The organism is Nocardioides zhouii (genome assembly GCF_004137345.1).
In the GTDB taxonomy this organism is placed as follows: Bacteria; Actinomycetota; Actinomycetes; order Propionibacteriales; family Nocardioidaceae; genus Nocardioides; species Nocardioides zhouii.
Genome location: NZ_SDWV01000020.1, coordinates 55,606 through 80,552 on the forward strand (window position 1 = coordinate 55,606; position 24,947 = coordinate 80,552).

Sequence of the window (24,947 nt, forward strand, 5' to 3'; positions counted from 1 at the left end):
CTCAGCAGGGCTTGTAGTCAAACGTCATGTCGCTGACGAAGATGCGCTGGTTGGTGTCGGTGCCGGCGTCGTATGCGCTCTGCCGATTCCAGTAGGTGATCGCGAAGGTCGAGACGGGCCCGGCGAACTTCACTCGAAGGTTGCCGTTCGAGCCGGCGGTGTCGTCAACGGCCGCACTGGCGCTCACGGACTGGTACCACCGGTCCGGCGTCGTCTGGTTGCCGTTGCCGTTGGCGTTGTTCACGAAGAGCTCGACTCCGGGCGCCGTGAACTCAGGGGTGAAACCGCCGGAGATCACCAAGGCGTCGCGGAAGTCGTTCGAGGTTGAGTCGATGTCCGTGAGGGTGAAAACCAAGTTGCTCACTGGCTGACCGAACGTGAAGGTGTAGGTGCCCCTGTCGCCGTAGCCGTCGGGTTCCCCCTTGGTGTTCGTCGGAGCGGCGGACGTGGTGGCCTGCATGAATCCCAGTCCGGACATCGCGATCCCACCCACGACGGCCTGGACCACCATGGTCTGGCTCGTGTCATTGTTGAACTCGTTGCCAGCCTTCATGTTGCCGGCGTACGCCGCCTTGACGTCGAGACGCAGGGCCGGCAGGGGACCGGTCAGGTCCGGGTCGTACAGAGCGTAAGCCTCGGTCGCGCTCGTGCGTACGTAGGTGACGTTGGGGCCGTCCCAGTCGAGAACCTGGTTCGTCCGCCGGTTGCACGACGCGGCATAAGCCGGCGCGACCGCTGCCACTGACACCACAGGAACGGTCCAAGCGGCACCACGCACGATGGAGCGCCGCGTAGGCCGCGCGGTGGAAGTTGAAGTGCTCATCACGATTCTCCTGGTATCTCCCCCACAGGAGAATTGGTCAAGTCTTCGACGAGATTATCGACGTTCCAGATTCTCTATTGCCAAACGACATCCACAACCGGTTAAAAGAGACTGGCCCGAAGTGACTACTTCGCCACGGCCCGAGTCGTCGCGAATAACCCATCCCTCTTAGGCTCGCTGCCATGTCCCCCGGGCCCGACGCACCCCTCGCCAACCGCCTCGCGACCTGGCTCGAGCGGCTGGGCCTCGCCGACCAGCTCGCCGTCGCCGGCCTGCCGACGTACGAGCGTGAGGGCGACGGCGTGACGTGGCGCGATCCGACGTCCGGGGACCCGTTGAGCGACGACCGGCTTGCGGAGCTCGACCGGCTGCTGCGCGCGGTCGGCGACGACCCGTCCCACGCGGTGCCGGTCGGGCTCGTTCGGCTCCGACGGGAGAGCAGGGCCCGAGCCGCACTGCTCGACGGCGGCTGGCTGGACTACGCGGCGGTCGGGAGGATGCGCGGGGTGTCGGAGAATGCGGCCCGGTTCGCGCTGCACAAGGCAGCCGAGCGGCGTGCCGTGCTGCTGGTCCAGAACGACGGCGCCACGCTCGTGCCCTCCTTCCAGCTCGACCCCGACGGCCTCGTCCGCGACGAGCTTCTCACCGTGCTCGAGCCGTTGCTGGCTGCTGGGGTCGACCCATGGCGTGCCTGGATCTGGCTCACCTCGCCGGCCGCGCTGCTCGGCGGCGCTGTGCCCTCCGAGGCCGCTCGTGACCCCGAGGAGCTGCCACTCGTGCAGCGCGCCGCGGTCGCCCTCGCGGAGCGGTCACGTCCCGGCCAGAGCTGACACCGCGGGGCTGCGTCAGGCGGTCGCGCTCTCGCCGCGGAGCGTCGGGGCCAGGACAAGCAGCCCCAGCAGAGGCAGCACGGCGAGCACCAGCAGGGCCGACGGCATGCCGAGTGGCCCACTGATCCCTGCCACGACGGCCGACCCGATGCTGCCGCCGATCAGGAACAGCAGTGTCGAGACGCCCAGCGCCACGCCGCGCACCTCGGGGTCGACGGCGTCCCCGACGACGGCGCTCAGTGCGGGCTGGCCGAGACCGAAGGCGAACGTGACCAGGACGATGCCGACCACCAGGATCGGCGCGCTCGTGAGCCACGCGCCGAGCGTCGCGACCAGCAGGGCGACCGAGGCGACCACCCCGGCGACTGCGAGGGCACGACCGGGGCCGATGCGGATCAGGGTCGGCCCGGTGACCTGCGGGACCACGAGTGCCACGACGGCGCTCGGCACCATCGCCAGCCCGACCTGCCAGGCCTCCCAGCCGTCGGACAGCAGCACCGCGGGCAGCGCGATCAGCATGGCGAACCACGAGGCCGGCACGGCCGAGGCGGCGAACGCGCTGCGCACGACGGTCGCGTTGCGGATCACCTCGACCGGCAGGAACCCGTCAGGGCGTCGACGTACGGTCGCGCGCACCGCCGGCACACCGAGGACGAGCAGGGCGGCACCCACCACCGCGACGACCAGGCCACCGGACGGCGACTGCACCAGCAGCACCATCCCGGCGGCGGTGAGGGCGACCAGGACCGCGCCCACTACGTCGAGCCGGGCGCCGCTGCCCTCGGTCGACAGCGCCCGCCACAGGAACGGCACGACCAGGGCACCCAGGATCGGCAGCGCCATCACGGCTCGCCAGCCGAACGACGCCTCGACCACGCCTCCGACCAGCGGCCCTAGGCAGCTCACGGCCGCAGCGACGCCCGCGAGCCGCCCGAAGGCCAGCCCGCGCACGGCGCCGCTGTAGCGCGCCGAGAGGACGGCAACACCCAGGGTCGGCACGGCTGCCGCGCCGGCGCCCTGCAGCACGCGAGCGCCGAGGAGCACCTCGAAGGTCGGGGCCACGGCCGCCACGAGCGCTCCGACGGACATCAGCACCAGACCGGCGAGGAGCGGCGCGCGGACACCGACGAGGTCGGAGATCCGTCCGTAGAGCGCCGTGGTGACCGCGAGCATGAGGACGTAGAGGCTGATGATCCAGGCAGCGAGACCGGCGTCGACCCCGAGGTCCGGGCCGAGGAGCGGCAAGGTCACCGCGGCGCTGGACGAGCCCATTCCCGCGAGTCCGAAGAGGAGCCCCAGGAGCATCGAGATGCGGCGGGAGTCATCGGGGACGTCGGCGGCGGGTGTCTCGGCGCGCATGTCGGCTGGGGAGGTCATCGAACGAACACAACCCCGCATGCGGCCGTCACATTCCATCGCCTCCGTTCATGGCCCTGATGCTTTCGGGGGCCGCGGAGCGCGTTCGCCAAGCCACCAGCCCCAGGCCCACCAGGCCACTCAGGCCGATGAGGAACAGCACGTTCTGGACCAGGAATCCATGTAGACCGCTCACCGGCGCCCCCGGGATGCTCCAGATCAGGGCCCACTTGTAGAGCGCGACGATGATTGCCACGCCCAGGACGCCCAAGCCGATGCGGGCGAACCAACCCTGGGTGCGCGACCGGATCGCCCACAGCATCAGCACGGCACCCGTCAACGAGAACCACGTGGAATGGTGGCTCCAGGTGATGGGCGAGACAAGGCACGTGACCTGCCCGATCAGGCAGGCCGACCACACGCCACTGTCCAAGGCCCACACGCGCCGAACGGCGGCACCGGTGAGGACGACGGCTGCGATCGAGAAGGCGATCCACCACCACTGCTCTGCAGCTGGACCCAGATCAGATCTGGCCAACACCCCGGTCACCGACACGTTGGCGTTGGCCGCAGCATCTCCGACTCGCTGGGTGTCCCACAGGTACTTCGTGAAGTAGTTCCAGGTCTCTGACGGGAGCACCACTCCGGCGATCGCCGTCAGTGCCGCTGCCCATACGAGGGAACGGATGCCGGCACGCCGATCGAAGACCAGGAGGAACACGATGAAGAGTCCTGGCGTCACCTTCGTGGCTGCTGCGATGGCGATGAGGATGCCGGAGAAGGCCGTACGACGAAGTACGAGCACGTCCACCAGGCACAGAGTCGCAATGAACACGCTCACCTGGCCGAGGGACAGCGCCGAGAGGACGGCGTTGCCCGACCTCAGCGCCCCTGCGACGAGGACCGTTGCGACGAGCCACTGCCACCACACCGTCCTGCCTGCGCGAAGCCCGAGCGCTCGCCCCACGATGAACGACATGGCGGTGATGCACGTCGCAGTCACCAGTGTCATGACGTTGTGCGCGCCGACTGCGCTCAGAGCCCCCAGCGGCGCCAGGAGCAACAGCGCAACAGGGGGATAGGTGAAGGACGTACCTGCGAGGTTGCCCTCCAGGCCAAGGCCGTAGGGATCTCCACCTCGCCACCACTCCATGATGCTGGTGCGGTAGACGCTGTCATCGATGCCTACGGAGTCCAGACCCGTGTACTTGAAGCAGCTCGCGACGAGGGCGGAGCCGAACAGCACCATCACTCCGATGCGCCACGCACGCGAACCAGCACGTGGGGCGTTGCCCGAGGGCTGTGCGTTCACGCCGCCGCCCCGACTCGCACGCTCATGCTTCCCAGACACGTCGACACCGGCTGTCGGCGAGCTGCGAGGCCATGTGCCGACGATATAGGTCAGCGACGCAGAAGCTCGCACTGATCGGGAACGGGAGCGGCGACACGTCATGTCCATCGCGATGGCGGGGCGGGCCCTGGCAGGGCGGGGACGCGACTCGTCGGGCACCGTGACACCTAGACTGCCGCGGGTGAAGACACTCGCGGGCGTCGCGCTGGGCCTGACGCGCGAGAGTCGGCTTCCCGACCGCCGGCTCGTGGCTGGGATGGCTGCAGTCGGCCTGGTGTTCCTCCTGCTGCCGCGCCTCGAGGGCTGGACGCTTCTTCATGTGCACAAGGAGGACGGTGTCGTCTTCCTCGCCGATTTCCTCAACGAGGGCTGGTCATCCTTGATCAAGCCGTACACCGGGTACCAGCATCTGGTGCCGCGCACGATCGCTGGCGTGTGCGCGACCGGCCCCACCTCCTGGTTCGCCGGCTGCGTCGGGGTGAGTGCCTCGTTGGTGCGCGTCGCGCTGGCGGTCGTCGCACTTGCGGTGGTGGCGCCGTACGCGCGCTCGCCGCGATGGGCGATCGCCGCAGCGGCAGCGTTCATCTGGGCTCCAGTCGGCCAGCAGGAAGCCCTCGGAAACCTGACGAACCTGAGATGGTTCCTGGATGCCGGTGCGGTCGTACTTCTCCTCGGCACCTGGCGTCGCGGGAGCGCCATCGCCCTGATCTCCGTCGTGGCTGTGGGGGCGGCCATGACCGATCCCCTGTCCATCGTCATTGCGCCGCTTGCCGCCTGGCGCATCGTCGCCCTCCGAGGCCGAGAACGTCTGGTCCCGGGGGTCTTCCTGCTGGCGAGCGTTCTGCACTTCCTCGTCCTGCAGCGTGGGGCTCGCTCGTCCGACATGGGCACCTACTACGAGGAGCCAGCGCAATCGACGCTCCAGGTGCTCGTGCGTGGGTTGACGGTCCCGCTGCTCGGTCAGAACGGCTCGGAGGTGCTCCTCGGACTGTCGGCCGTCATCGCCGCCGCGGCTGGCGTGATCGCGGTCGCGGTGCTTCTTGTTCGCGTGCAACCGACTCCTGCGACCGCTCTGGCGATCGTCATGGCCGTGTGGGGAGGGGGTCTGCTGATCGTGACCCTGACCTTCACCGACATGGTGGCGATCGGCCTGGACCCCGCCTGGAAGCTCGGACAAGGGTCGCGATACTCCGTGCCACCCGGCGTTCTGGTCGCGATGGGGGTGATGCTCGTCCTTCCCTTCGTCCTCGACCGTGCTGCGGGCGTGTGGCGCGTGCTCGTCCTCGGCGTGCTGCTGGTCTTCCCTCTGGCCGTTCTGGCCGACTCGCCCGGAGATCCTGCGAACACCGCGGATCCTACGTGGTCCGAGGCCCTGGACGACGCCAGGGAGACGTGCTCGGGCCGCGCCACCGCCCGGGTCCAGATGACGCCGGCCGACGTGCCCATGGACTGGTCGGTAGAACTGCCCTGCGACTGGCTGACGAGGTAGCCGGTCTGCATGCTCCTTCAGCGGCGGCGCAACGCCAGAGGTGTCCCGAAGACCCAGGTCCACCCCAGCCGCTCCGCGGCTACGGCGATGGCCATCGGGACCACTACACCCAGCATCACCCCGACCACGAGATGAACGCCGAGGCTCTCAACGCCTAGCTGGAGCAGCACGATGCGCGCACCGGAAGCCACCACGATGTGCGCCAGGAAGATCTCCAACGAACGTCGCCCGACCGCACCGATGGCAGCGGACGCGCGAGTCCGGGCCAGCAGACCGGCCCACGCCAGGCAGGCGGCGGTCCCGACCACGCACGCGAGGACGCCCAGCACCACCCCGGACACCGTGCGGTCCTCGCCGCCGAGCGTGGGCGGCACGACCGTGAAGCCGAAGTCGAGGCTCAGCCAGACCGCTGCACCACCCAGCGCAACGACCCAGGCGACGGCGAGGGAGCGGAACATGCGCGCATGCGTGGTGGCGGTCATGACGCAGCCCGCGAGGAACGGCAGCAGCAGCGCCCAGCCACGCGTGAAGATCAGCGTCGGCTCGACACCCCACACGGCGAGTGCCAACACCAGGGAACCCCCGAGGGACACCAGGGCGCGGGTCCGGGACGCCCACGGCTTCACCACTACGGCGATCAGCGTCACGCTCATCAGCCACGGGAGGAACCAGAGCTGGCCCTCGGGCACCCAGAGGCGGAGCACCTCGCCCCAGCCCATCGTCCCGTTGGTGAGGGAGCCGGCCAGAGCCTTCGCCGTGCTCTGGATGGTGCTCCAGAGCAGGTAGAGCCAACCGAACAGCAACAGGCGCTGCGTGATGAAGCCCTTCGCGCCCGCCTTCGCGATGCCCCGTTGGACGAAGAGCCCGGAGAGGTAGGCCAGGGTCGAGAGCCGGAAGAGGTAGAGCCCGCGCGTCACGTCCTCCACCTGCTGGGAGTTGGCCATGTGCGCGGCACCAACGCCGATCACGACGTGCCCCAGGACGATCGCGATAATGGTGATCCCGCGCGCGACGTCGATCGACTGGTCCCGCTTGTGGGCGGTTGACGCAGCCGGCGCAGCGGCCGATCGCGCCGCGGCGGGCGCGACGTCTTGAGTCATCGACATCTCATCCTCACCACCGCCCGCAACGGCGTGTTCGACGGTGGGACCCGCTGTCCCCCCAGACAGTGCGCGCCGGTGCTTCCGACCCCTCATCGTATCGATTCTGCGCGCCGTGGAAGGCCGAACAGCCAGATCCAGCCCAGCCTCTCCGCGGCGACGGCAAGGCCGATCGGGACGAGGAGCCCCAGGGTGGTGCCGGCTACGACGTGCACCCAGGGATCGGTGACGTCGAGCCGTACCAGCCCGGCCCGCGTCCCCGCGGTGACGACGATGTGCGCGAGGAAGATCTCGAGCGAGCGCCGGCCGACCACCGAGAGCAGGCCGGCGACCGGCGTACGACCGAGGAGGGCCGCCCAGGCGAGGATCGCGACCGTTCCGGCCACAGAGCCGAGCAGACCCAGGGCGACCGTGTCGACGGTCCGCACCGCCCCACCGGTCGTCGGCGTGGTCGCATCGGTGGCGAGCCCGATCCAGAGCCAGACGGCGGTGCCGACCAGGGCAGCCCCCGCCACTTGGACCAGGTGCCGGGCCAGGGCGGTGTGCCGCGTGTGCGTGACGACGCACCCGACGAGGAAGGGCAGGAGCAGGGCCCAGCCGCGGGTGAACACGTACAAGGGTTCGAAGCCCCACACGGCGACGGCCAGCACCGCGGACGCGACCAGGAGGAGGCCACCCACCGCACGGTTGCGCCACGGCTGCGTGATCGCGGCGACGACGGTGACCGCGATCAACCAGGCGAGGAACCAGAGCTGCCCTTCGGGGACCCAGATTCGCAGGACGTCCTCCACGGTGATGACCGTGTTGGAGACGGACGACGCAGCAACCCGCGTGAACCCCTGGATCAGGGTCCAGAGCAGGTAGAGCCAGACGAGCAGGGTGGTGCGTCGGACCACCACCCGCCGCGGGCCGTCGCGCTCGACGGAGCGCCGGACAAAGAGGCCGGAGAGGTACGCGAACGTCGTGAGGTGGACGAGGTAGACGACCCGGTCGAGGGTCATCGCCGTCTCGAGCGGCATCAGCAGCGCTGAGGCGAGGCCCCGCTCCACGTGCCCGAGGACGATGGCAATGATCGCCAACGCGCGTGCAGCGTCGACACTGCGGTCGCGCACCTGCGCCGTCCCCCTGGTCTCCACGGGGAACCACTATGGCTCACGAACCGTACGATGAGGGCCATGACGTCGTCCCCCGTCGCAGCTCTCGTCGTCGTCCTGACGTTGGGCGCGGTGCTGCTCGTGAGCGGTGCAGCCAAGCTGCGTGACCGCCGGGCGACACAGGACGCATTCATCGCGCTCCGGGTGCCGGCGGTCGTTCCTGCAGGACCCAGCGCCGCGGCTCTGCCGTGGGTCGAGATCGCGCTCGCCGTCCTCCTCCTCGTGACGCCGGCGAGGTTCTCGTGGGCTCCGGCCGCGGTCGTGCTGCTCCTGATGCTCGCCTACACGGCCCTCATCGCCCGGGCCCTCACGTTCGACGAGCCCGTGACGTGCTCGTGCTTCGGCAGCATCGGCCGACACGAGGTCGGGCCGCAAACGCTGGGCCGCAACGTCCTGCTCTCGGCGCTCGCGGCCCTCGTCCTCTGGTACGCCGTCGATGGTGGGTCTGCTCCAGGCGCCATGGGCGAGCTCGGCGCAGCTGGGTGGTGGGCGCTCCTCGCCACGGCGTCAGCCGTCGCCGTCGCCCTGCTGGTGGCCGCCCCGCCCTCGGCTGTGTCCTCCGCCCGATCCTCGGCCTCCGAGGTCGAGGTGCTCGACTACGAGCGGCAGCCCATCCCGTACGGCGTCCTCACCCACCTGAACGGGAACTCGGCCACGTTGGCGGAGGCGGCCAGCACCCAGGCACGCGTCCTCTTCTTCCTCAACACGCACTGCGGGTCCTGCCTGCGGATCGCCGAGAAGGTCGATGGATGGGCCGATCGCCTCGACCCGGCGGTGGGAATCCTTGTCGTCTACACCGACGAGTCCGCCGCGGCTGGACAGGTCGGCCATCGTCCGGACCTGGCGACGTGGGAGCCGGAGCTGAACGCACAGCGCGTCCTCGGGTTGTCCGGCACTCCCGCGGCCGTGCTCCTGGGCGCGGACGGGTTGCTCGCAGGAGGACCGGTCACGGGGGAGGACAACATCCTCGAGCTCGTCGAGGCCGTGCTCGAAGAGGTCGAAGCTGCGGGAGCACCGGTCGAGCAGTAGTCCTGCCTCCTAGGATCGACGCGTGTCCGATCCCGCCGTCTCCGTCGTGATCCCCACCCGCGGTGGCGCGGGCAGGCTGCCTGTCCTGCTGGACGCCCTCGCGGCCCAGGTCGTCGACGAGCCGTGGGAGGTGGTCGTGGTCCTCGACGGCGACGTCGACGGCAGCGGCGCCGTGCTCGAGACGTACGCCGACCGGGTGCCGCTGCGGGTCGTCCGGCGGACCGGCGGTGACGGCGTCGCGGCTGCGCTGTCGACCGGGTACGACGAGGCGCGCGGTGAGATCGTCCTGCGCTGCGACGACGACCTGACGCCACCGCCCGGGCTGGTCGCGGGTCACCTGGCCCACCACCGCGGCCGGGCGGTCGGCGCGCGCCCGGTGGGCGTCATCTCGATGACGCGCGACGTCTTCCCCGACACGCCCTACGCAGCCGCCTACGGCCGACCGGCGAACGAGCGGCTGCTCGCCGAGGCGTACGCCCGACCCGCAGGTGAGCGCTGGCGCCACTGGGCTGCCTGCAACTCCGTGACCAAGGCCGCCTATACCGCGGTCGGGGGCTTCGACACGGCGATGCGGTACCGCGAGGACTCCGAGCTCGGCTTGCGGCTCGCCCGCTCGGGCGTGGAGATCGTCATCGATCCGGCGCTCGAGGTGGAGCACCGCGGGCCTGCCACCGACACGGCCACCCGGGCAGCGCGTGCCTTCACTTCGGGAGCGTCGACGCTCGCCTTCGACACACGCCACCCGGGCAGCCATCCGATCGGCAGCACTGCACGCGACCCGTGGAGTCGCGCCGTCGGATCCGCAGCTGCCCGGATCGACTCGCGCGCCGCGGCGGGCGCTCTTGGTCGCCGCGTGGACGCGGCCCTGCCCCGTCTTCCGGAGCGGCTGGGCGCAAAAGCAGTCGCATGGGCCGTCGAGGCGGCCGCGGCGGCCGGGCGCCGAGTCGGGGACGCGGACTGGGTCAGGGACGTGCCGGTGAGTGCACTCGACTCCGTGAGCGTGGTCGTCCCCCACTACGGCGACCCAGCGACCGCGCTCGCTCTCCTGGACCAGCTCGCCGCCCAGACCCATCCCGTGCAGGTCATCGTCGCCGACGACGCCTCACCCGACCCGTTCCCCGACCGACCGGGGGTCGACGTCGTGCGACGGACCGCCAACGGTGGCTTCGGGGCCAACGTGAACTCGGGCATCGCCGCGGCGACCGGTGATGCGGTGCTGGTGCTCAACAGCGACCTCAGCATCGAGCCCACGTTCGTCGCCGACATGGTCTCGGCGGCTCGCGCGCGTCCGCACGCGGTTCTGGCGCCGAGGATGGTCGACGAGCACGGCACCGAAGCATGGGTGGGCCGCGACTTCCCCAGGGTTCGGCACCAGTTCGCCGCATGGCTGACCCCGCTCGCCCGCTTCCGCGGGACGTCGGCCTGGCACCGGGCGGTCGGACACGACGTACACGCGCAGGTCTCAGAGCGCCCCGTCGACTGGGTCGTCGGGGCCGCCATGTGGATCCCGCTCGCGGAGTTCCGTGCCGTCGGGGGGTTCGACGAACGCTTCTTCATGAACTCCGAGGAGGTCGACCTCCAGCGGCGTCTCGGCGAGCGCGGCGTCTCGGCCATCGCCCTCCGATCCCCCACCGTCGTCCACGCAGGCGGCGGCTCGTCCCCCTCCGCCTCGCGGAGGAGGTGGCTCGTCGAGGGCCAGCTGCTGTACGCCGACAAGTGGGGGTCCCGTCGGGCTCTGCAGGTCGCCCTCACGGCCGCCACCGGAGCCAACCTGGCGGTCAACACCTTCCGCCGTGCGGCCGGACGCGACATTCGTCCGCTGGACGTCGCGCGCAGCGAGCTGTCCATGATCCGGGGAGACCGATGACTCGGGCGCTCGTCCTCTCCGAGCACGACCTCGATGCCTGGGGAGAGCGGTTCGCCCGTCACGAGGTCCCGTCGGCGCTGCCCTACGGCGCCGACGCCCTCACGGACCTGGGCTGGTCGCTCTCCGGGGCGCGGCGTGCGGTCGATCCCCGGTGGCGCCGGTGGCGCGACGTCGTCGAGCACCGCGCCGGCTTCCCGCTCGAACGGGCCATCCGCGGCGCCCGCGACGCCCGCCGCGCCGACGTGGTCCTCGCCCTGCTCGAGCAGCAGGGGGCCGCAGCCTCCGTGATGCGACGGGCCAAGCTGCCGCCGTACGGATCCACGCCACTGGTCGTCTGGTCGGTCTGGCTGGCCGACGAGCTGCGTTCGGCCGGCCCGGAGCAGAGACGGCGCCTGGTCAACAGGTACGCCGGCGCCGACCTGATCACGCACATGTCGGTCCACGAGACCGAGGTGTTCGAGGAGGCAGGCATCGTCCGCGATCGCACGCTGGCTGTGCGGTTCGGCGTCAACGACGACTTCTACACACCCGGCACCGGCGAGCGCGACATCGACCTGCTGGCGGTCGGGCAGGACCGTGGCCGCGACTACGCCACGCTCTTCGACGCCGTTCGCGGCACGGACCTCGTGCTCCACCTCGTGTGCAAGCCCGACAACGTCGCGGGGCTGGACGTCCCGGACAACGTCGAGATGAGGGGCGTCGTCCCGCTGACCGAGTACCGCTCCCTCCTGCGACGCGCGCGCGTCGTCGCCGTACCCACGCACGACCTCGCCTACCCGACTGGCCAGAGCGTGGCGCTTGAGGCGGCCGCCAGCGGCTCGTGCGTCGCTGTGACGGGGACGCGGGCGATGCGGGACTACTTCGAGGACGGCGTCACCGGTCGCCTCGTCGAGGTCGGCGACGTCGACGGCTGGCGCAATCTCCTCGTCGAGCTGCGGGAGGACGAGGCCCAGCGAGCCCGCCTCGGCACTGCTGCGCGGAACAGTGCGGAGACCCGGTTCAGCGCCCGGCTGATGTGGGCAGACATCGCCGCTGCGTGCCAGGAGCGCGGACTCACCTGACCCAGGTACTGCGGATCGTGGTGTCGAACCTCTCCCGGCCGTAGGTCTCCTGCGCCCAGTGCTGCACAAGATCGGACCGCTCCTGGGCGCCGGCAGGGTCGTCGAGGACAGCCAGCAGGGCGTCGGCCAATGCCCCCGGATCGTCGGCGAGCCCGGCGTAGAGGTCCTCGCCCTCGATGCCCTCGGCGCCCACTGTCGTCGTCACCACGGGAACGCCGTGACAGAGCGCCTCGACCGTCTTGAACTTCACGCCGGCGCCCTGGAGCACGGGCACCAGCGACACGGCGGCGGCGGCGTACTCCGCGTCCAGGTCGTCGACAAAACCCGCGAGCACGACGCCGCTGCCCGCGGGCAGCGCCGCAACTGTGTCCCGCAGCCTGTCGGAGGCCCCGCCCCCGATGAAGCGGATCACCGCCTCGGGGCGCGCAGCGTGCACGCGTGGCCACACGTGCTCGATGGTCCACAGCGCGGCCTTGTCGTTCTCGTCGCGCGCCAGGTAGGACACCACGACGACCACCGGTGCATCCGCGGGCTCGTGCGGTGGCTCGAGCCCCACGGACAATGGTGGGTGGACGACGGTGTGGGGCGGGTTGCCCAGCAGCTCAGCGTCCTTGCGGCTGAACACGAGCACCTCGTCGAGCCGCTCGACCATGTGGCTCTCCTGTGCACGCGACCGGGTGGCGACCCGTTGCCAGTACCGCCTCGTCGCAGGGGAGTCCTGCGGCTCACGCGAGAAGGACTGGCTCATCACGTCGTGGAACGTGCCGGTGATGCGCGCATCCGGGTTGAGCCGGCGCAACAACCTCACGAGCCGGATCGACTCCGAGTACTGCAGGTCGATCACGTCCGCCTCACGAACGGCGGCCCTGGCCCGCGGTGACCTCAGCAGACCCAAGACGAACGGCAGTGAGGGCAGGCCCGGGTCACGGCGTCGGCGCAGGCGCGCGTCGGCCCCCACGGTGAGGCGGTTGACGAGCTTGGCGACGGGGTTGCGGCCCGGCTCGTGCCCGAGCAGGAGCAGCCGGCCCGGCACGCCCTGCTTCTGAGCCGCCTCGTGGTTGAGGCGGTTGCCGACGGTCAGCATGGTGAGATCGGTCTCGGCATCGAGGAGGCGCTGCAGCGCGAGGAGGTAGCGGCCACCGGCGTGCGGCACACGCTCGTGACCGACGTACATGCTGATCAGCACCACGCGGAGTCGGGTCACGCGGTGCATCTTCCCAGACGTGCCGGCACCTAGACTCGCGAGCGTCGAAGACGAAGGAGTGCAGATGTTGCGGCTGATCCTGGCCCCCCACATGGACGACGAGGCCATGGGTTGTGGCGGCCTCATGGCCAAGCACCCCGATGAGTGCGTCGTCGTCGTGATGACGGACAGCGGTGAGACACGCACCCGCGAGCACGTCGAGGCGATGAAGATCCTGGGCGTCGCCGAGTCGCGCCGCCTCGGGTTCCCCGACGGGCAGACCCCGCAGCACATGACCGAGATGGTCGGTGCGATCGACGAGATCATGGCCGAGCTCAAGCCCGACGAGCTCTACCTCCCCTACCCGTCGCTCCACCAGGACCACATCGCGGTCTACGAAGCCGGCATGCGCTCGTGCCGGGTGTCGATGTCGCTCGACCACTGGTTCCCGCCGAGCGTCTACGTCTACGACATCGCGGTCTACGACGTGAACCTCTACCCCACGGACCTGCGGTGGAACGTCTTCGAGGCGCTGACCGAGGAGCAGATCACTGCCAAGGAGGCCGCCTGCCAGGCCTACCAGTCGGAGATCCCCACGGAGGTCCACCCGATCAACAGCGTGCGGCAGATCGCCGGAGCGCTCGGCCAGGTGCGGCTCGTGCCGTACGCCGAGCAGTTCGCGCTGGTGCGGACGGTGCGCAAGTGAAGGTCGCGATCCACCAGCCCGACCTCCTGCCCTGGCCGGGGTTCTGGTTCAAGATGGTCAACTGCGACCTCTTCGTCCTGGCCGTGCACGACCAGCTCCAGAAGCACTGGGTGCAGCGGCGCGTGATGATGCGCGAGACCTGGGTGACGCTGCCGCTGGAGACAAAGCCGCACCTGATCCCGATCAAGGAGACGATGGTCAAGCCGGGCTGGCAGGACCACCTCGAGGCCTCCATCACCGGTCGCTACCGCAACGCGCGGCACTGGAAGGACCGCAGCGGCGACGTGCTGGCGATGATCCATTCGGTCGACTCGCACAACCTCGCCGAGGTCAACCACCAGATGATCCTGTCGATGCGCGACTACCTCGGGATCACCACGGACGTGGTGGTGACCGACCCGCCGCAGGAGAAGGCCGCCGACCGCGTGCTCGAGCAGCTCCAGATGGTCGGCGCGACGTCCTATCTCTCCGGGACCGGCGCCAAGGACTACCTCGGCGACGAGGCCAGGGCGAGGTTCGCCGACCTCGGCATCGGACTGGAGTTCTCCGACCACCACAAGACCACGGGCGACTCCATCGTCACCGTCCTCATGGACCACGACGATCCGATGGAGATCGTGGCGAAGGCAGCGGCGGGGCACGCATGAAGCCTGCGCAGATGATGCGCCGCCAGACCCCCGCCAGCGCAACGAGAGCTGTCATCCGGAGGACTCGCAATGCGGGACGCTCGATGGCCGCAGATCGTCGGCTGAGGCGCATCACTCGCGACGTGTCACGGTCGCCCCGGTCGTCGGACACCGCAGTCGTCGTACACCTTCACTATCCCGAGGTGTGGCCAACCCTCGTCGAGCGACTGAGTCTTCTGCCGCAGGACTTGGACCTCTTCGTCACCGTCTCCGATCCGGCCTGGGGATCTCGTGACGGCATTCTCCGAGCTGCTCCCCACGCGCGGCTCTACCGGACTCCCAACATTGGCCGCGACGTGCTGCCGTTCATCCGCGTGGCCGCGGGACTGCGGAGCGCCGGCTACTCGGCCGTCCTCAAGCTGCACGGCAAGCGAAGTGTTCATGCCGATGACGGAGCCGAGTTCCTCGATGCGTGTCTCGAGGAACTCGTCCCCTCAGCCGAGGGCGCACGTCGATGCCGCGAGCTGGTCGTCGACGGCCGCGCGGCGATGGTGGGACCGGCCTCCCGCTACTACCCTCTCGCGATCCATGTGTGGCTCAACAGTCCGGATCTGCACTGGTTCTTGTCGCGTCGGAAACCGCAGGGGTCCGCCGCGCTCGACGAACCCTCACGGTTCGGATTCTTCGCGGGAACCATGTTCTGGGCCAACCTCGACCGGATCGCCGAGTGCCTCGACGTGCCGACACGAAAGTTCGAGGCCGAGCTGGGCCAGCTCGACGGAACCATGGCGCACGCCCTGGAGAGGTTGTTCGCGGTGGTGCCACAGCTCGACGGACATCAGGTCTGGGCGTCCGACGACGCTGGCTGCACGCCGCTTGCCAATGACGCCTACACCTGGCCGGCGTGGGCGCTTCGGCGTCCCGAGCTGGAGTAGCTCAGACCCCGATCTCCCCCGACGGGTCCCACGTGGCCCACGCTCCCGGTGCCCGGACCAGCACTCGGCTCGCTCGGCGACGCTGACCGTGGTCCTCGATCCGTGATTCCACCAGGTCCCGCCACCGATCCCCCCGAGCCGTTTCGCTCATGGCGGCCTGCTCACGCCAGTGCTGTCCCATCTCGGGGTTCTGCCCCACCGCCCGGTTCAGGGCTGCGACGCCTCCCTGCACCTTGGACGAGAACTGCGCCTGCGAGCGGTATTGGTAGTGCAGCAGCTTCAGGTCGGCCTGCCTGCTGGGAGGTACGCCGCGCAAGGAATGGTTCCCGTCACCGATCCATGTCCATGGCGCCGCCTTGAAGGCCACCTTCGGAAGCGGCCCAGGATCGCGTTCAACCTGGATGAGACCCATCGGCTCCCAGCGGGCATCCGCGTTCTCCGGGTAGGCCTCGTGCATGGCAGCCCATGCTCGCGGCGCATCTGAGCGCCTGAAGTAGTCAGCGAGGCTGAACTTCGGTGCGAACCAGTGCTCGTCGGCGTCGACGGGCACGATCCAGTCGGCACCGGCCTTCCACGCGCGCCGCGCCAGGTACGACATCTTCGCCGACTGGTAGTACCCGGGCTCGAGGTCGCGCGCGACGTGCACTCGATTATCTCGTTCGGCCAGGCTCCGCAGCAGGTCCAGGGTGGCGTCCGTGGAGAGATTGTCGGCAACGAGGATTCCCGCTGCTCCTTGGCTCAGCAGGTGGTTCACGGTGCTCTCGATGACGTCTGCCTCGTTCTTGACCATCATCACTGCCCAGAACGAGCCGGGCACCCGTGAAGCTCGCGGGAGGTCGATGTCCACGAAACCCTTGCGCGCCAGCCGTACCTCACGCGATCGGAGCGCGCGCAGCATCCTCACTCGTGCCCGGACCTCGTCTGTGAGGCGACCGGCCGCATTCGCCACCGACGCGCTCACCTCCATGCGTAGACGTAGAGCTGCTGCACGAAGTCACCCTCGCCGCGCATCTCCGCGTTGAAGCCATGACCTTCCAACCAGGCAAGGACCTCATCCTTGGACCGGCCCCACTCCGTACCGAGAAAGTCGTGGCACGAGATGGTGAAGTGCCGGATGTGGGGGGCCATGCGCTCCATCCCCCGGAGCGCGTCCTTCTCGGCGCCTTCGATGTTCATCTTGACCCAGTCGACGTATTCGATCCCGAGCGACTCGCACACGTCGTCAAAGGTCCGGCCCTCGACCTCGACCGAGCCCTCGGCCTCGAAGATGTTGCCGGCCACCCATCGCTCGGGGTCGTCGCTGATGGTGACACTTCCCGGCGTCGAGGTCAGGGCGATGTGCAGCGGCGTCACCTGCGGCCAGGCATTGCGGCGTACGAGCTCGTGGAGGCGGCCGAATGGCGTGGGCGCGGCCTCCACCGACACCACGCGACCTGACGCCCCGACCATCGAGGCGAGGTAGAGCGTCTCGCCACCGTCTCCAGCCCCGACGTCGAACACCACGTCACCCGCTCGAGGCCGATAGCGGCTGAACAAGAGGTCGTCCATGCCGTAGTAGGTACCGCGCGTGGCCCAGCCCTGCGCATCCTTCCAGCGCCCGCCGTCGGCGACGCGACCCTCGGGCCAGCGATAGTGCCAACGATTCTCCGACGCCACCCATCGGGTCGTCACGAGACGGCGGTGGCGAGTCGAGTCGAGCATCGTCTTGGCGATGCCGTACGCGTGTCGCGTGCCGTGCCGCAATGCACCAGACCAGACGGCAGCTCCGGTTCGACGAGCAGATCGGTTCGACTCAGTGATGTCCACGGTCCGGATGCTAATGGCTCGTCTCGCGCGCGGGGTCACCATCGAGGCCATCCAGCACCCAGTCCGGCTGCCACCCATCGGGCAGCTCGTCCACGAAGCTCCAGTCCTGGTCGTACTCAACGCATCGACCAGGGCCGTAGCGGCGCTGGAAAAAGGCGGGCGCCCACACCGTGTGTTGCGGCGCCCCGAGCAAGACTCGCGAGATCGCAGCCGCCCAGAGGGAGAATGTCCCGTTGGCGATCACCAGGCGTCGCGACGAGATCACGTCCCGCAGGTGGTCGATCGGCTGGGCCGACGGTGGGGGTTCAGTCACCTCGTCGGCATGAGACGTGAGCCAGCCGAGATGCGACCTGCACCAAGCCCGATCGTCGGAAACGACGTGGATGCGGCGCACCGGGCCGTCCTGCTCGATCGCGCGACGGACTGCCAGGCGCGCGTACGACTCGACGTCGAACGCGTAGTCAGGTCGATGCCACGGATTGCTGTAGAAGTCTCCACGGCGGAGGTTGAGGGTCAGCACGTCATCGCGGGCGAGCGCCCCGCTGTCTGCACCCTGCAGCGCAGGGCTGGTCAGGATCCAGTCGCGAACGAAGTCGGCACGTGACTCGTCCGTGAAACCCCGTGGATCCCCCGAGTGTTCTGTCTTGTAGGCGTAGAAGTGGCCCCTCGCATCCCAGAAGGACATCTCGGACCGCTCGATCAGATAGGGGTGGATCGCCGGGAAGAAGGGCAGCCAGTAGCGGCTGCGGTCCACGATCAGGACGCGATGAGGCACGGGCTCGCTACGGTGCGCGTGAGCCCACGTCCACAGGTAGAGTTGGTTGCCGAAGCCCATGAACTCCGGGGTCAGGTTGACCACCTGCTTGCCCACGCGCTGCCGCACCTGCGACAACACCGGTTGAACCATGCCCGAGGCCATCGCACGCGCCCCCGTCTGCACGCTCATGGCTGCGAGCCCTTCAGGGTGGCGTCAATGAACCTGCGGCCGTAGCGCCTGACTGCCATGCGGCTCCGATTCACCACGTCAGTCGCCGGTGCGTGCGCCTGGTAGTGCGACAGCCTGACCTGCGTGGAGAGGAGCGCAGCAGAGCCTGGCGCCGTGATCGCAGCGAAGGCCACGTCGAGCCTTGCTCGGACGAGCTCCGCACTGTGACGCGACCGCACCCACTCGCGGCCTCGGCCGGCTCGATCGTCAAACAGCTCCCTCGAGTTCTCGAACCAGTCCATCGCCTCGAGAGTCCGATCGCACATGTCGACCACGTCGGAGTCGGCGATCACGGACGCGTGCTGGGGAAGCATGTACTCCTTTGCGCCGTCTCCGGTGAACCCGACGACGTAACAACCGGACGCCATCGCCTCGGCGCCCGGGAGGCCCACACCCTCGCGTTCGGCGCCGAAGAGGAAGATCGCCGCTCGGCCCAGCTCCTCGGCCACCTGCTGCTGGGTCATGCCGTCGATGAGCACGATCTCCCAGTCGCGCAGGTGCCCCGATCGTCGTACGAGCTGGACTGCGCCGAGCAGGTCCTCGCGGCGCCGGCGCGGCATCAGTGCGATCCGCTTCTCCTTGGGCCTCGGGACGAACCAGTCCTCGATCTGCACGGGCACCGAGTGAAGCGGAAAGCCGGGGGTGCAGGCGCGCTGCAGGAAGACCTCGATGGCGTCGGAGATCGGCAGCGCCGCCGTGGCCTGGGGCCATCCCGGGTAGGCGCCGGGCTCGTCGACGAGGAAGTCGGAGTTGGCGAAGACGAAGTCCATCCCCTGGACCAGCATCACCACAGGGTGCCCCTCGGACAGGAAGCTCCACTTCGAACCACCCGACTCCGGCATCACCAGGACGTCGCCAGGAGCGAAGTCGACCTGATGACCCGTGTCCACCGGGGCGGTCGATCCCCACGAGTCGTAGGCGAACCCGGGCGTTCCGTGCCACACCCGGGCGTCGTGACCCAGAGCGCAGAGGTGCTCCACGTAGCGGTAGATTACCTTGATGCCCCCGCTGGGGGTCGGCAGGTCGGGCGCCATGAAACGGATCACATGCCCGATTCAAGCAGGGAACCCGCGTCCCACTGGATCAAAGGGCAGACTGTCCCCGTGCTGCGCCTGACAGGACTTCCCCTCCGTCGACTCGCCGGCCTTCTCGGGTTCCCGCCCGGGATGGGCGAGCTGATTGACAATCCGACCCGCAAACGGCTCGCCGTGTCCGTCGCGCTCTCGGCGGTCCTCGCGGCGCTCGACATGGTCGGGGTGCTAGCGATGCTGCCGATGATGCAGTACGTCACGGGGCAGTCACTGGACGCCGGTGCCGTCGGATGGGTCAGCGACTTCTTGGGCGACCCCAGCCCACAAGTCCTCGTGATGAGCCTCGCTTTGATCATTTTTGGGGCATTCATCGTGAAGGACGTGGCGTCCCTCTTCGTGCGGCGTTGGCAGCTCCGGTTCATGGCCTCGCAGAACGTCTCCATCTCGACGGCGATGCTCGAGGGGTACCTCACTGCCCCATATGCGTGGCACCTGCGACAGAACACTGGCGACAAGATCTGGACGATCGGGGCCGCGGTCGGCTCCGGATACGCTGGCGGTCTCGGATCGGCTCTTGGGGTTCTCACCGAGCTCCTCACCATCAGCTTCATCTTCGGATCGCTGCTCGTCATCTCGCCGATGACAACCATCGCTGCAGCGGCGTACTTCGGTCTGGCCGCCTTCGTGGTCCAGCGCGTGATTCGCCCGCGGATCCAGGCCGCCGGGGAGCGCAACCGGATCGCATCCCAGGCCGTGTCGAAGTCGTCCCTCCAATCGCTGAACGCGGTCAAGGAAATCAAGCTACGCAAGGCGCACGCGCCGTTCGTAGAGGACTTTCGAAGCAAGGGTGCCGAAGGAGCCGAAGCGGGCGTGCGTGCCGCCATCCTGTCCTTGCTCCCCTCCTACTTCCTCGAGATTGCCTTCGTCCTCGGCATCGGAGTTCTTGCGGCGACCGCAACCACTGGGGCCAGCGCTGAGGAAGGGCTGGTCGTGCTGGGGCTCTTCGTGGCGGCTGGAGCTCGTGTGCTTCCGAGCTCGGTCCGCTTGATCACCGGATTGTCCGGGATCCGGTTCGCGTACGGGCCGCTGAAACACCTCATCATCGAGCACAGAGCCATGCGTGAGAGCCAGCTGCTTGAGGGCGCCCAGATAGTGACCACTGACGTGCCTCGCGGCTCGGTGTCCATCAGCGGGCTGCGTTTCTACTATGCCGATCGCCCCAATGTGGACGTGCTCGACGGCGTGAACCTCGAAATCCCACAAGGAACCTCCTTGGCCGTCGTAGGGACGAGCGGTGCTGGCAAGAGCACGCTCATCGACGTGCTCCTCGGCCTTCAGCGGCCAGGTGGGGGCACGGTCACGGCAGGCGGAGTCTCCGTGTTCGACAACCTGCCGGCGTGGCAGAAACAACTTGCCGTGGTTCCGCAGGAGGTGTCGCTCCTGGATGTGAGCATTCGCGACAACATCATCTTCGACGAGCCGCTGGACGAGGCGCGGCTCTCCGATGTGATCCAGCGGGCCCAGCTGTCGGACCTGATAGCGGACCTGCCCGAGGGGCTTGACACCGACGCCGGGGAGCGCGGGATGCGTCTGTCGGGGGGGCAGCGTCAGCGCATCGGCATCGCCCGCGCCCTCTACCGCAACCCAGCCCTCCTCGTCCTCGACGAGGCAACCTCGGCCCTGGACAACCTGACAGAACGTCGAATCACGGAGACCATCACCGGTCTGCGAGGTCAGGTGTCAGTCGTCGTGGTCGCCCACCGGTTGTCGACTGTCAGGCAGTGCGACGCTCTCGCATTCATGGAGCAGGGCAAGGTCGTGGCCTACGGCACCTTCGAAAAGGTTCGAGCAACGAACGACCGATTCGCAGAACTGGTCTCGCTCGGGTCGCTGGTCATGGTCGACGAGTCTGCGTCGGGGGTCTGACACTTAGCGCGCGGGCGACCTCGCGACCATTAGTCCCGCCACGCATGCACATAGTCCCCATCCCACGTGTTCTCGCGACCATGCAGGCGCGTTCGGAAACCGTGATCGTGGAGCCAGGTCAGCACCTGCTCCCTGCTACGACCCCACTCGGTGCCCAGCCAGTCGTGGCACGCGATCGTCATGTGCCGCACGTGTGGCGCCATACGTTCCATCCCACGTATCGCGTCCTTCTCGGCGCCCTCAATGTTCATCTTGACCCAGTCCACCGTCGTGATCCCGTGGTCCTGGCACAGGTCGTCAAAGGTGGTCGCCGAAACGTCGACGCCGTCCGTCGCATCGGCATAGATGTTCGCTGCGATCCAGTTGTCTTCGTCGTCGGTGATCCTTACGGTGCCGACGCGGTCTGACAACGCGACCTGAACAGGGTGTACATGCTCCCACCCGTTGATCTCCACCATTTCCTGCAGGCGGCCGAACGGCCTTGGTGCGGCCTCGACGGCGAGGACCTTGCCGCGCTCGCCGACCATGGACGCGAGGAAGTACGTCTCGCCACCGTGGCCCGCGCCGACATCGATGACCGTATCGCCCGGCTTCGGTTGATACTCCGTCCAGAGCAGGTCTGGCATGTCGTAGTCGCCGTTGGTAGCCCACTCTTCGGGCGTGCTCCAACGTTTCCGATCGATGACGAGTCCGCCGGGCCATCGATGGATCCATGCCTGCCGGGTGGGTGACCAGCGCACGACGCTGAGATGTCTGTTGGCCGTTGTGTCCTTGAGCGATTTCGCCACGCCGATGATCGTGCGCGCGACGAGCTGGCTCACCCCTCCACGCTGATCGAGTCCGTCGACCATGTCCCATGCCCGCCCCATGCGCCCAGACCCTAGTCGCTCGATGGAGACGACGGGCCTCCGATCTCACCTAGGCTGGCCAGATGACTAAGGTCTCGATCGTCATCCCCTGCTACAACGGCGGCGGCCTGGTGCAGGAAGCAGTAACGTCCGCACTCGCCCAGACTCACCCGGCTGTCGAAGTACTCGTCGTTGACGATGGGTCGACCGATTCAACGACGCTCGAGACGCTCAAGCACATCGAGAAGGCCGGCCAGGCGCGCGTGATCCGGCAGGAGAACCAAGGGCTCTGCGCGGCGCGCAACCGCGGGATCGAGGAGTCGGCAGGCGCCTACATCCTCCCGTTGGATCACGACGACGAGATTTACCCTGACTACGCGGCGAAGGCCGTCGACGTCCTCGACTCCCGCGCCGAGGTGGGCATCGTCTACGGCCGGGCTGAGCGATTCGGAGCGACGACCGGCGATTGGTACTTGCCTGACTTCAGCATGGGCCGAATGCTGGCGACCAACCTCATCTATGCCACCGCGATGTTTCGCCGCGCTGATTGGGAGACGGTCGGCGGGTACTCGACCTACATGCAACACGGTTACGAGGACTATGACCTGTGGCTGAAGATCCTCGGTCTCGACCGTCAGGTGGTGCGACTGGACGAGGTCGTTTTCCGGTACCGAAGCACCGAGGGCTCGATGATCAGCTCGATGTCGTACGAGCGCCAGATCGAATCATTTGCGCAGGCTTTCGCTCACAATTCTTCGTTATACCAACGACACGCCAACGAGTTCTCCGAGCACCTGCTCGCCCAGCGAAACCTGTTGCATCACTTCAAGGGCCGCTACGGGCGCATCGAGAACGCGATATCTCGCCTGGGAGCAGTGCGACGTTCAGTGAGGCGTCGACTGGCTCAGAGACCCTGAACAGGCGTCTACTATGACCGACGGCTCAGGCCCTGAGCCGATCGCGCGCGGCCCGAAGTAGAGCAGGCTCGCGCTTCACGCCTGCACGGAGCAGCAGTCGGCGCACCGTGAGGCCGGGCGTCGATCGTCCGCGGGCCGTGAGTGCCAGAGCGCGCCCGACCAGGTCTGGAGCAACGCCCGCGCTCCACAGTCGAATGGCGAGGACCGGCATGACCTCTCGAAGATGTTCATCGCCTGCTGCGGAGTAGCCATAGTTCTTCAACAAGATGTGCAAGCTGGCCGCTTGGTAGCGGGCATCATCACGGTGGAAGTGGGTCGACCCGAGCGATGATGTGAGGCCGCGGAACTCGACCAAGGGTTCTCTCACGCAGAGAATCTCCCCGTAGCGGGACAAGCGGAGCCACAGGTCGTGATCCTCGTAGAACAGGGCGTCGTCGTAGCACCCGACTGCGCGAACGGCTTCGGTGTTGAGCAGCACTGAGACGGCCGGGATCCAGTTGAACTTGAGCAGGTCGTCAAACAGGTCTCGTCCCTCCAGGGCGCCGATCTGCGACCACTCTTGGATCTGGCTCCAGTCCTCGCCAGTCGAGGCTCCGTCTTCATCGATGACGTGCGCGTCGGAGTAGACCGCGGCTGCCGTCCCGCCACCTGCCACCCAGCGATCAACCTGGAGCTCCAGGCGGTGAGGAAGCATCCGATCGTCCGCTGAAACATAGGCGTAGAGCGAAGTGTCGACAGTGGCCAGCGCGTCATTGAGATTTCGACACAGACCCTGGTTTTCGGCACGCATCACTAGGTCGATGTCGGCGCCACCGTTCCTCGCAACCCACTCAGCGATGACCTCGGCGGACGAATCAGTGGAAGCGTCATCGACAACGATGACGCGAGAGGGCGCGTAGGTCTGAGCACGGATCGAGTCGAGCGTCTCGGTCACGAACGAAGCATGGTTGTAGCTGACGACGATCACCGTTACTTCGGGTCCAGAGGTTACGTGGTCCCCGGCCCGCGCCGTCACCGGTGGTCGTCCAGGTGCGGGAGCAAGGCGGCGTCCTGGGCGATGTGTCGCAGGTACTTCAGCTGCAGCGGGTGGAAGACGTCCGAGCCCAGCTCGATCCAGGCGATCGGATAGCCCTGGTTGTCGCCCCAAGTGCTGCCGGGCGTGATCGCGATCTCGTCCGCGTAGTAGTCGAGCCGTCGGTCGAGCTCACGCAACCACTCCGCCGTGAAGGGCGTGCCGGGACGCACGAAGTAGGTCGCGCACCCGATGAGCGAGGCGAAGTGACGCCGGATGTCGGGGCCGAGCCTTGCATCGCGCCCCCCGCAGCTGGACGAGCTCACCTCGGGATAGCCGATCAACCACAACTCGGGGGTGGAGTTGAGCCGCTCGAGCCCCGCTCGCCAGCAGTGGTCCGTCTGCTTGACGTCCGAGTAGCCCCCTCCGTGGTGGTGCATGAAATAGGCACGGAGATAGTCAGACCGATGGTTGAGCGACAGGTTCTCGTAGGCCGGGTGCAGGGGATGCCCCTCCACGACGAAGTCGGGAAGGTTGTCGGGGGTCACCACCACCACGTCGAGGTCCGGGTTGTGACTCCGGATCGAGCTGACCCCCAGCTCCCGCGCGGGTGTCAGGGGGTTCGACCCCGTCCAGAAGAGGTAGACGTGGCGTGGTGCCGTGAGCGTCGTCCGGGTCCCCTCCGGAGGGTCGCGGTGCAGGAAGTACATCCGGGGCATGTTCCCCCACCGGTCGCGGTGCTTCTCGGTGTCGAGCTCGTAGGGAAAGCGCCTGTCGTACGCCGTAAAGGCGACGTCCTTGGCCTTGATGTACTGGACGCGACCCTTCTTCTTCGCCACGAAGACTGCGTGCTTGACCCGGCGGGCATATCGAAGAGCGTCCACAGCCAGATCACAGCACATATTCGTGCGG

23 protein-coding genes are annotated in these 24,947 nt (G+C 68.1%); 10 read left to right on the forward strand and 13 right to left on the reverse strand.

The genetic code is table 11. The annotated features are described in order from the left end of the window. Position 1 precedes the first annotated feature (1 nt). Positions 2-748 carry a hypothetical protein gene (locus tag EUA94_RS17270; protein ID WP_129428140.1) on the reverse strand — a complete coding sequence of 249 codons (747 nt, stop codon included), beginning with the start codon at positions 746-748 and terminating at the stop codon, positions 2-4. A gap of 257 nt (positions 749-1,005) precedes the next feature. Between EUA94_RS17270 and EUA94_RS17275 the strand changes: the two genes are divergently transcribed. Beyond that, positions 1,006-1,653, forward strand: a complete 648-nt coding sequence (locus EUA94_RS17275) for a hypothetical protein (protein ID WP_129428141.1) — start codon at positions 1,006-1,008, stop codon at positions 1,651-1,653. Between the two features lie 15 nt (positions 1,654-1,668). On the opposite strand, the gene EUA94_RS17280 is transcribed toward EUA94_RS17275, so the two are convergent. Together EUA94_RS17280 and EUA94_RS17285 are read right to left on the reverse strand one after the other, a co-directional pair. Then, entirely contained in the window at positions 1,669-3,030 is a 1,362-nt protein-coding gene (locus EUA94_RS17280; protein ID WP_165356955.1) for an MFS transporter, read from the reverse strand. A gap of 28 nt (positions 3,031-3,058) precedes the next feature. Continuing rightward, entirely contained in the window at positions 3,059-4,321 is a 1,263-nt protein-coding gene (locus tag EUA94_RS17285) for a glycosyltransferase family 87 protein (protein ID WP_165356956.1), read from the reverse strand. A 220-nt stretch (positions 4,322-4,541) separates the two neighbouring features. Here EUA94_RS17285 and EUA94_RS17290 point away from each other — a divergent pair, with 220 nt between their 5' ends. Continuing rightward, the gene (locus EUA94_RS17290; RefSeq protein ID WP_129428144.1) at positions 4,542-5,849 is read left to right on the forward strand and encodes a hypothetical protein; all 1,308 of its coding nucleotides are present in this window, start codon (positions 4,542-4,544) and stop codon (positions 5,847-5,849) included. A 17-nt stretch (positions 5,850-5,866) separates the two neighbouring features. Here EUA94_RS17290 and EUA94_RS17295 read toward each other — a convergent pair whose 3' ends face one another. After that, the gene (locus EUA94_RS17295) at positions 5,867-6,949 is read right to left on the reverse strand and encodes an acyltransferase family protein (protein ID WP_165356957.1); all 1,083 of its coding nucleotides are present in this window, start codon (positions 6,947-6,949) and stop codon (positions 5,867-5,869) included. 92 nt (positions 6,950-7,041) lie between these two features. After that, on the reverse strand, positions 7,042-8,085 hold the full coding sequence (locus EUA94_RS17300; RefSeq protein ID WP_129428146.1) for an acyltransferase family protein: 1,044 nt from the start codon (positions 8,083-8,085) through the stop codon (positions 7,042-7,044). Between the two features lie 39 nt (positions 8,086-8,124). Here EUA94_RS17300 and EUA94_RS17305 point away from each other — a divergent pair, with 39 nt between their 5' ends. Genes EUA94_RS17305 through EUA94_RS17315 form a run of 3 tightly spaced genes read left to right on the forward strand, consistent with a single transcriptional unit; the run spans position 8,125 to position 12,060 of the window. Next, positions 8,125-9,132: a MauE/DoxX family redox-associated membrane protein gene (locus tag EUA94_RS17305; protein WP_165356958.1), complete on the forward strand. Its 1,008-nt coding sequence runs from the start codon at positions 8,125-8,127 to the stop codon at positions 9,130-9,132. 22 nt (positions 9,133-9,154) lie between these two features. Continuing rightward, positions 9,155-10,999, forward strand: a complete 1,845-nt coding sequence (locus tag EUA94_RS17310) for a glycosyltransferase family 2 protein (RefSeq protein ID WP_129428148.1) — start codon at positions 9,155-9,157, stop codon at positions 10,997-10,999. Continuing rightward, positions 10,996-12,060, forward strand: a complete 1,065-nt coding sequence (locus EUA94_RS17315; RefSeq protein ID WP_129428149.1) for a glycosyltransferase family 4 protein — start codon at positions 10,996-10,998, stop codon at positions 12,058-12,060. The genes EUA94_RS17310 and EUA94_RS17315 overlap by 4 nt, the downstream gene beginning before the upstream one ends. On the opposite strand, the gene EUA94_RS17320 is transcribed toward EUA94_RS17315, so the two are convergent. After that, on the reverse strand, positions 12,053-13,264 hold the full coding sequence (locus tag EUA94_RS17320; RefSeq protein WP_165356959.1) for a glycosyltransferase: 1,212 nt from the start codon (positions 13,262-13,264) through the stop codon (positions 12,053-12,055). The genes EUA94_RS17315 and EUA94_RS17320 overlap by 8 nt on opposite strands. A 64-nt stretch (positions 13,265-13,328) precedes the next feature. On the opposite strand from EUA94_RS17320, the gene EUA94_RS17325 reads away from it, so the two are divergent. The 3 genes from EUA94_RS17325 to EUA94_RS17335 all read left to right on the forward strand — a co-directional run bounded on the left by EUA94_RS17325 (position 13,329) and on the right by EUA94_RS17335 (position 15,510). Further along, positions 13,329-13,949 (forward strand): PIG-L deacetylase family protein, encoded by a 621-nt coding sequence (locus tag EUA94_RS17325; RefSeq protein ID WP_165356960.1) that lies wholly within the window; start codon positions 13,329-13,331, stop codon positions 13,947-13,949. After that, the gene (locus tag EUA94_RS17330) at positions 13,946-14,596 is read left to right on the forward strand and encodes a WbqC family protein (RefSeq protein WP_129428152.1); all 651 of its coding nucleotides are present in this window, start codon (positions 13,946-13,948) and stop codon (positions 14,594-14,596) included. The genes EUA94_RS17325 and EUA94_RS17330 overlap by 4 nt, the downstream gene beginning before the upstream one ends. A gap of 83 nt (positions 14,597-14,679) precedes the next feature. Beyond that, complete coding sequence (locus EUA94_RS17335) at positions 14,680-15,510, forward strand: rhamnan synthesis F family protein (RefSeq protein WP_242494945.1); 831 nt, start codon at positions 14,680-14,682, stop codon at positions 15,508-15,510. Between the two features lies 1 nt (position 15,511). Here EUA94_RS17335 and EUA94_RS17340 read toward each other — a convergent pair whose 3' ends face one another. The 4 genes from EUA94_RS17340 to EUA94_RS17355 all read right to left on the reverse strand — a co-directional run bounded on the left by EUA94_RS17340 (position 15,512) and on the right by EUA94_RS17355 (position 19,347). Continuing rightward, positions 15,512-16,408 carry a glycosyltransferase family 2 protein gene (locus EUA94_RS17340; protein ID WP_165356961.1) on the reverse strand — a complete coding sequence of 299 codons (897 nt, stop codon included), beginning with the start codon at positions 16,406-16,408 and terminating at the stop codon, positions 15,512-15,514. A gap of 59 nt (positions 16,409-16,467) precedes the next feature. Further along, positions 16,468-17,058 carry an FkbM family methyltransferase gene (locus EUA94_RS22235; RefSeq protein WP_165356962.1) on the reverse strand — a complete coding sequence of 197 codons (591 nt, stop codon included), beginning with the start codon at positions 17,056-17,058 and terminating at the stop codon, positions 16,468-16,470. A 268-nt stretch (positions 17,059-17,326) separates the two neighbouring features. Next, positions 17,327-18,262 (reverse strand): alpha-1,2-fucosyltransferase, encoded by a 936-nt coding sequence (locus EUA94_RS17350; protein ID WP_129428156.1) that lies wholly within the window; start codon positions 18,260-18,262, stop codon positions 17,327-17,329. Further along, positions 18,259-19,347, reverse strand: coding sequence for a glycosyltransferase (locus EUA94_RS17355; protein ID WP_165356963.1), 1,089 nt, complete (start codon positions 19,345-19,347; stop codon positions 18,259-18,261). Before EUA94_RS17355 ends, EUA94_RS17350 begins: the two co-directional genes overlap by 4 nt. A 57-nt stretch (positions 19,348-19,404) precedes the next feature. Between EUA94_RS17355 and EUA94_RS17360 the strand changes: the two genes are divergently transcribed. Next, positions 19,405-21,258 (forward strand): ABC transporter ATP-binding protein, encoded by a 1,854-nt coding sequence (locus tag EUA94_RS17360; RefSeq protein ID WP_165356964.1) that lies wholly within the window; start codon positions 19,405-19,407, stop codon positions 21,256-21,258. A gap of 29 nt (positions 21,259-21,287) precedes the next feature. Here EUA94_RS17360 and EUA94_RS17365 read toward each other — a convergent pair whose 3' ends face one another. Further along, on the reverse strand, positions 21,288-22,079 hold the full coding sequence (locus EUA94_RS17365) for an FkbM family methyltransferase (RefSeq protein WP_165356965.1): 792 nt from the start codon (positions 22,077-22,079) through the stop codon (positions 21,288-21,290). A 110-nt stretch (positions 22,080-22,189) separates the two neighbouring features. Here EUA94_RS17365 and EUA94_RS17370 point away from each other — a divergent pair, with 110 nt between their 5' ends. Beyond that, positions 22,190-23,023, forward strand: coding sequence for a glycosyltransferase family 2 protein (locus EUA94_RS17370; protein ID WP_129428160.1), 834 nt, complete (start codon positions 22,190-22,192; stop codon positions 23,021-23,023). Positions 23,024-23,048: 25 nt separating this feature from the next. On the opposite strand, the gene EUA94_RS17375 is transcribed toward EUA94_RS17370, so the two are convergent. Next, positions 23,049-24,038, reverse strand: a complete 990-nt coding sequence (locus EUA94_RS17375) for a glycosyltransferase (RefSeq protein ID WP_340640868.1) — start codon at positions 24,036-24,038, stop codon at positions 23,049-23,051. Further along, positions 24,035-24,919 carry a glycosyltransferase gene (locus tag EUA94_RS17380; protein WP_165356975.1) on the reverse strand — a complete coding sequence of 295 codons (885 nt, stop codon included), beginning with the start codon at positions 24,917-24,919 and terminating at the stop codon, positions 24,035-24,037. Before EUA94_RS17380 ends, EUA94_RS17375 begins: the two co-directional genes overlap by 4 nt. Positions 24,920-24,947 lie beyond the last annotated feature (28 nt).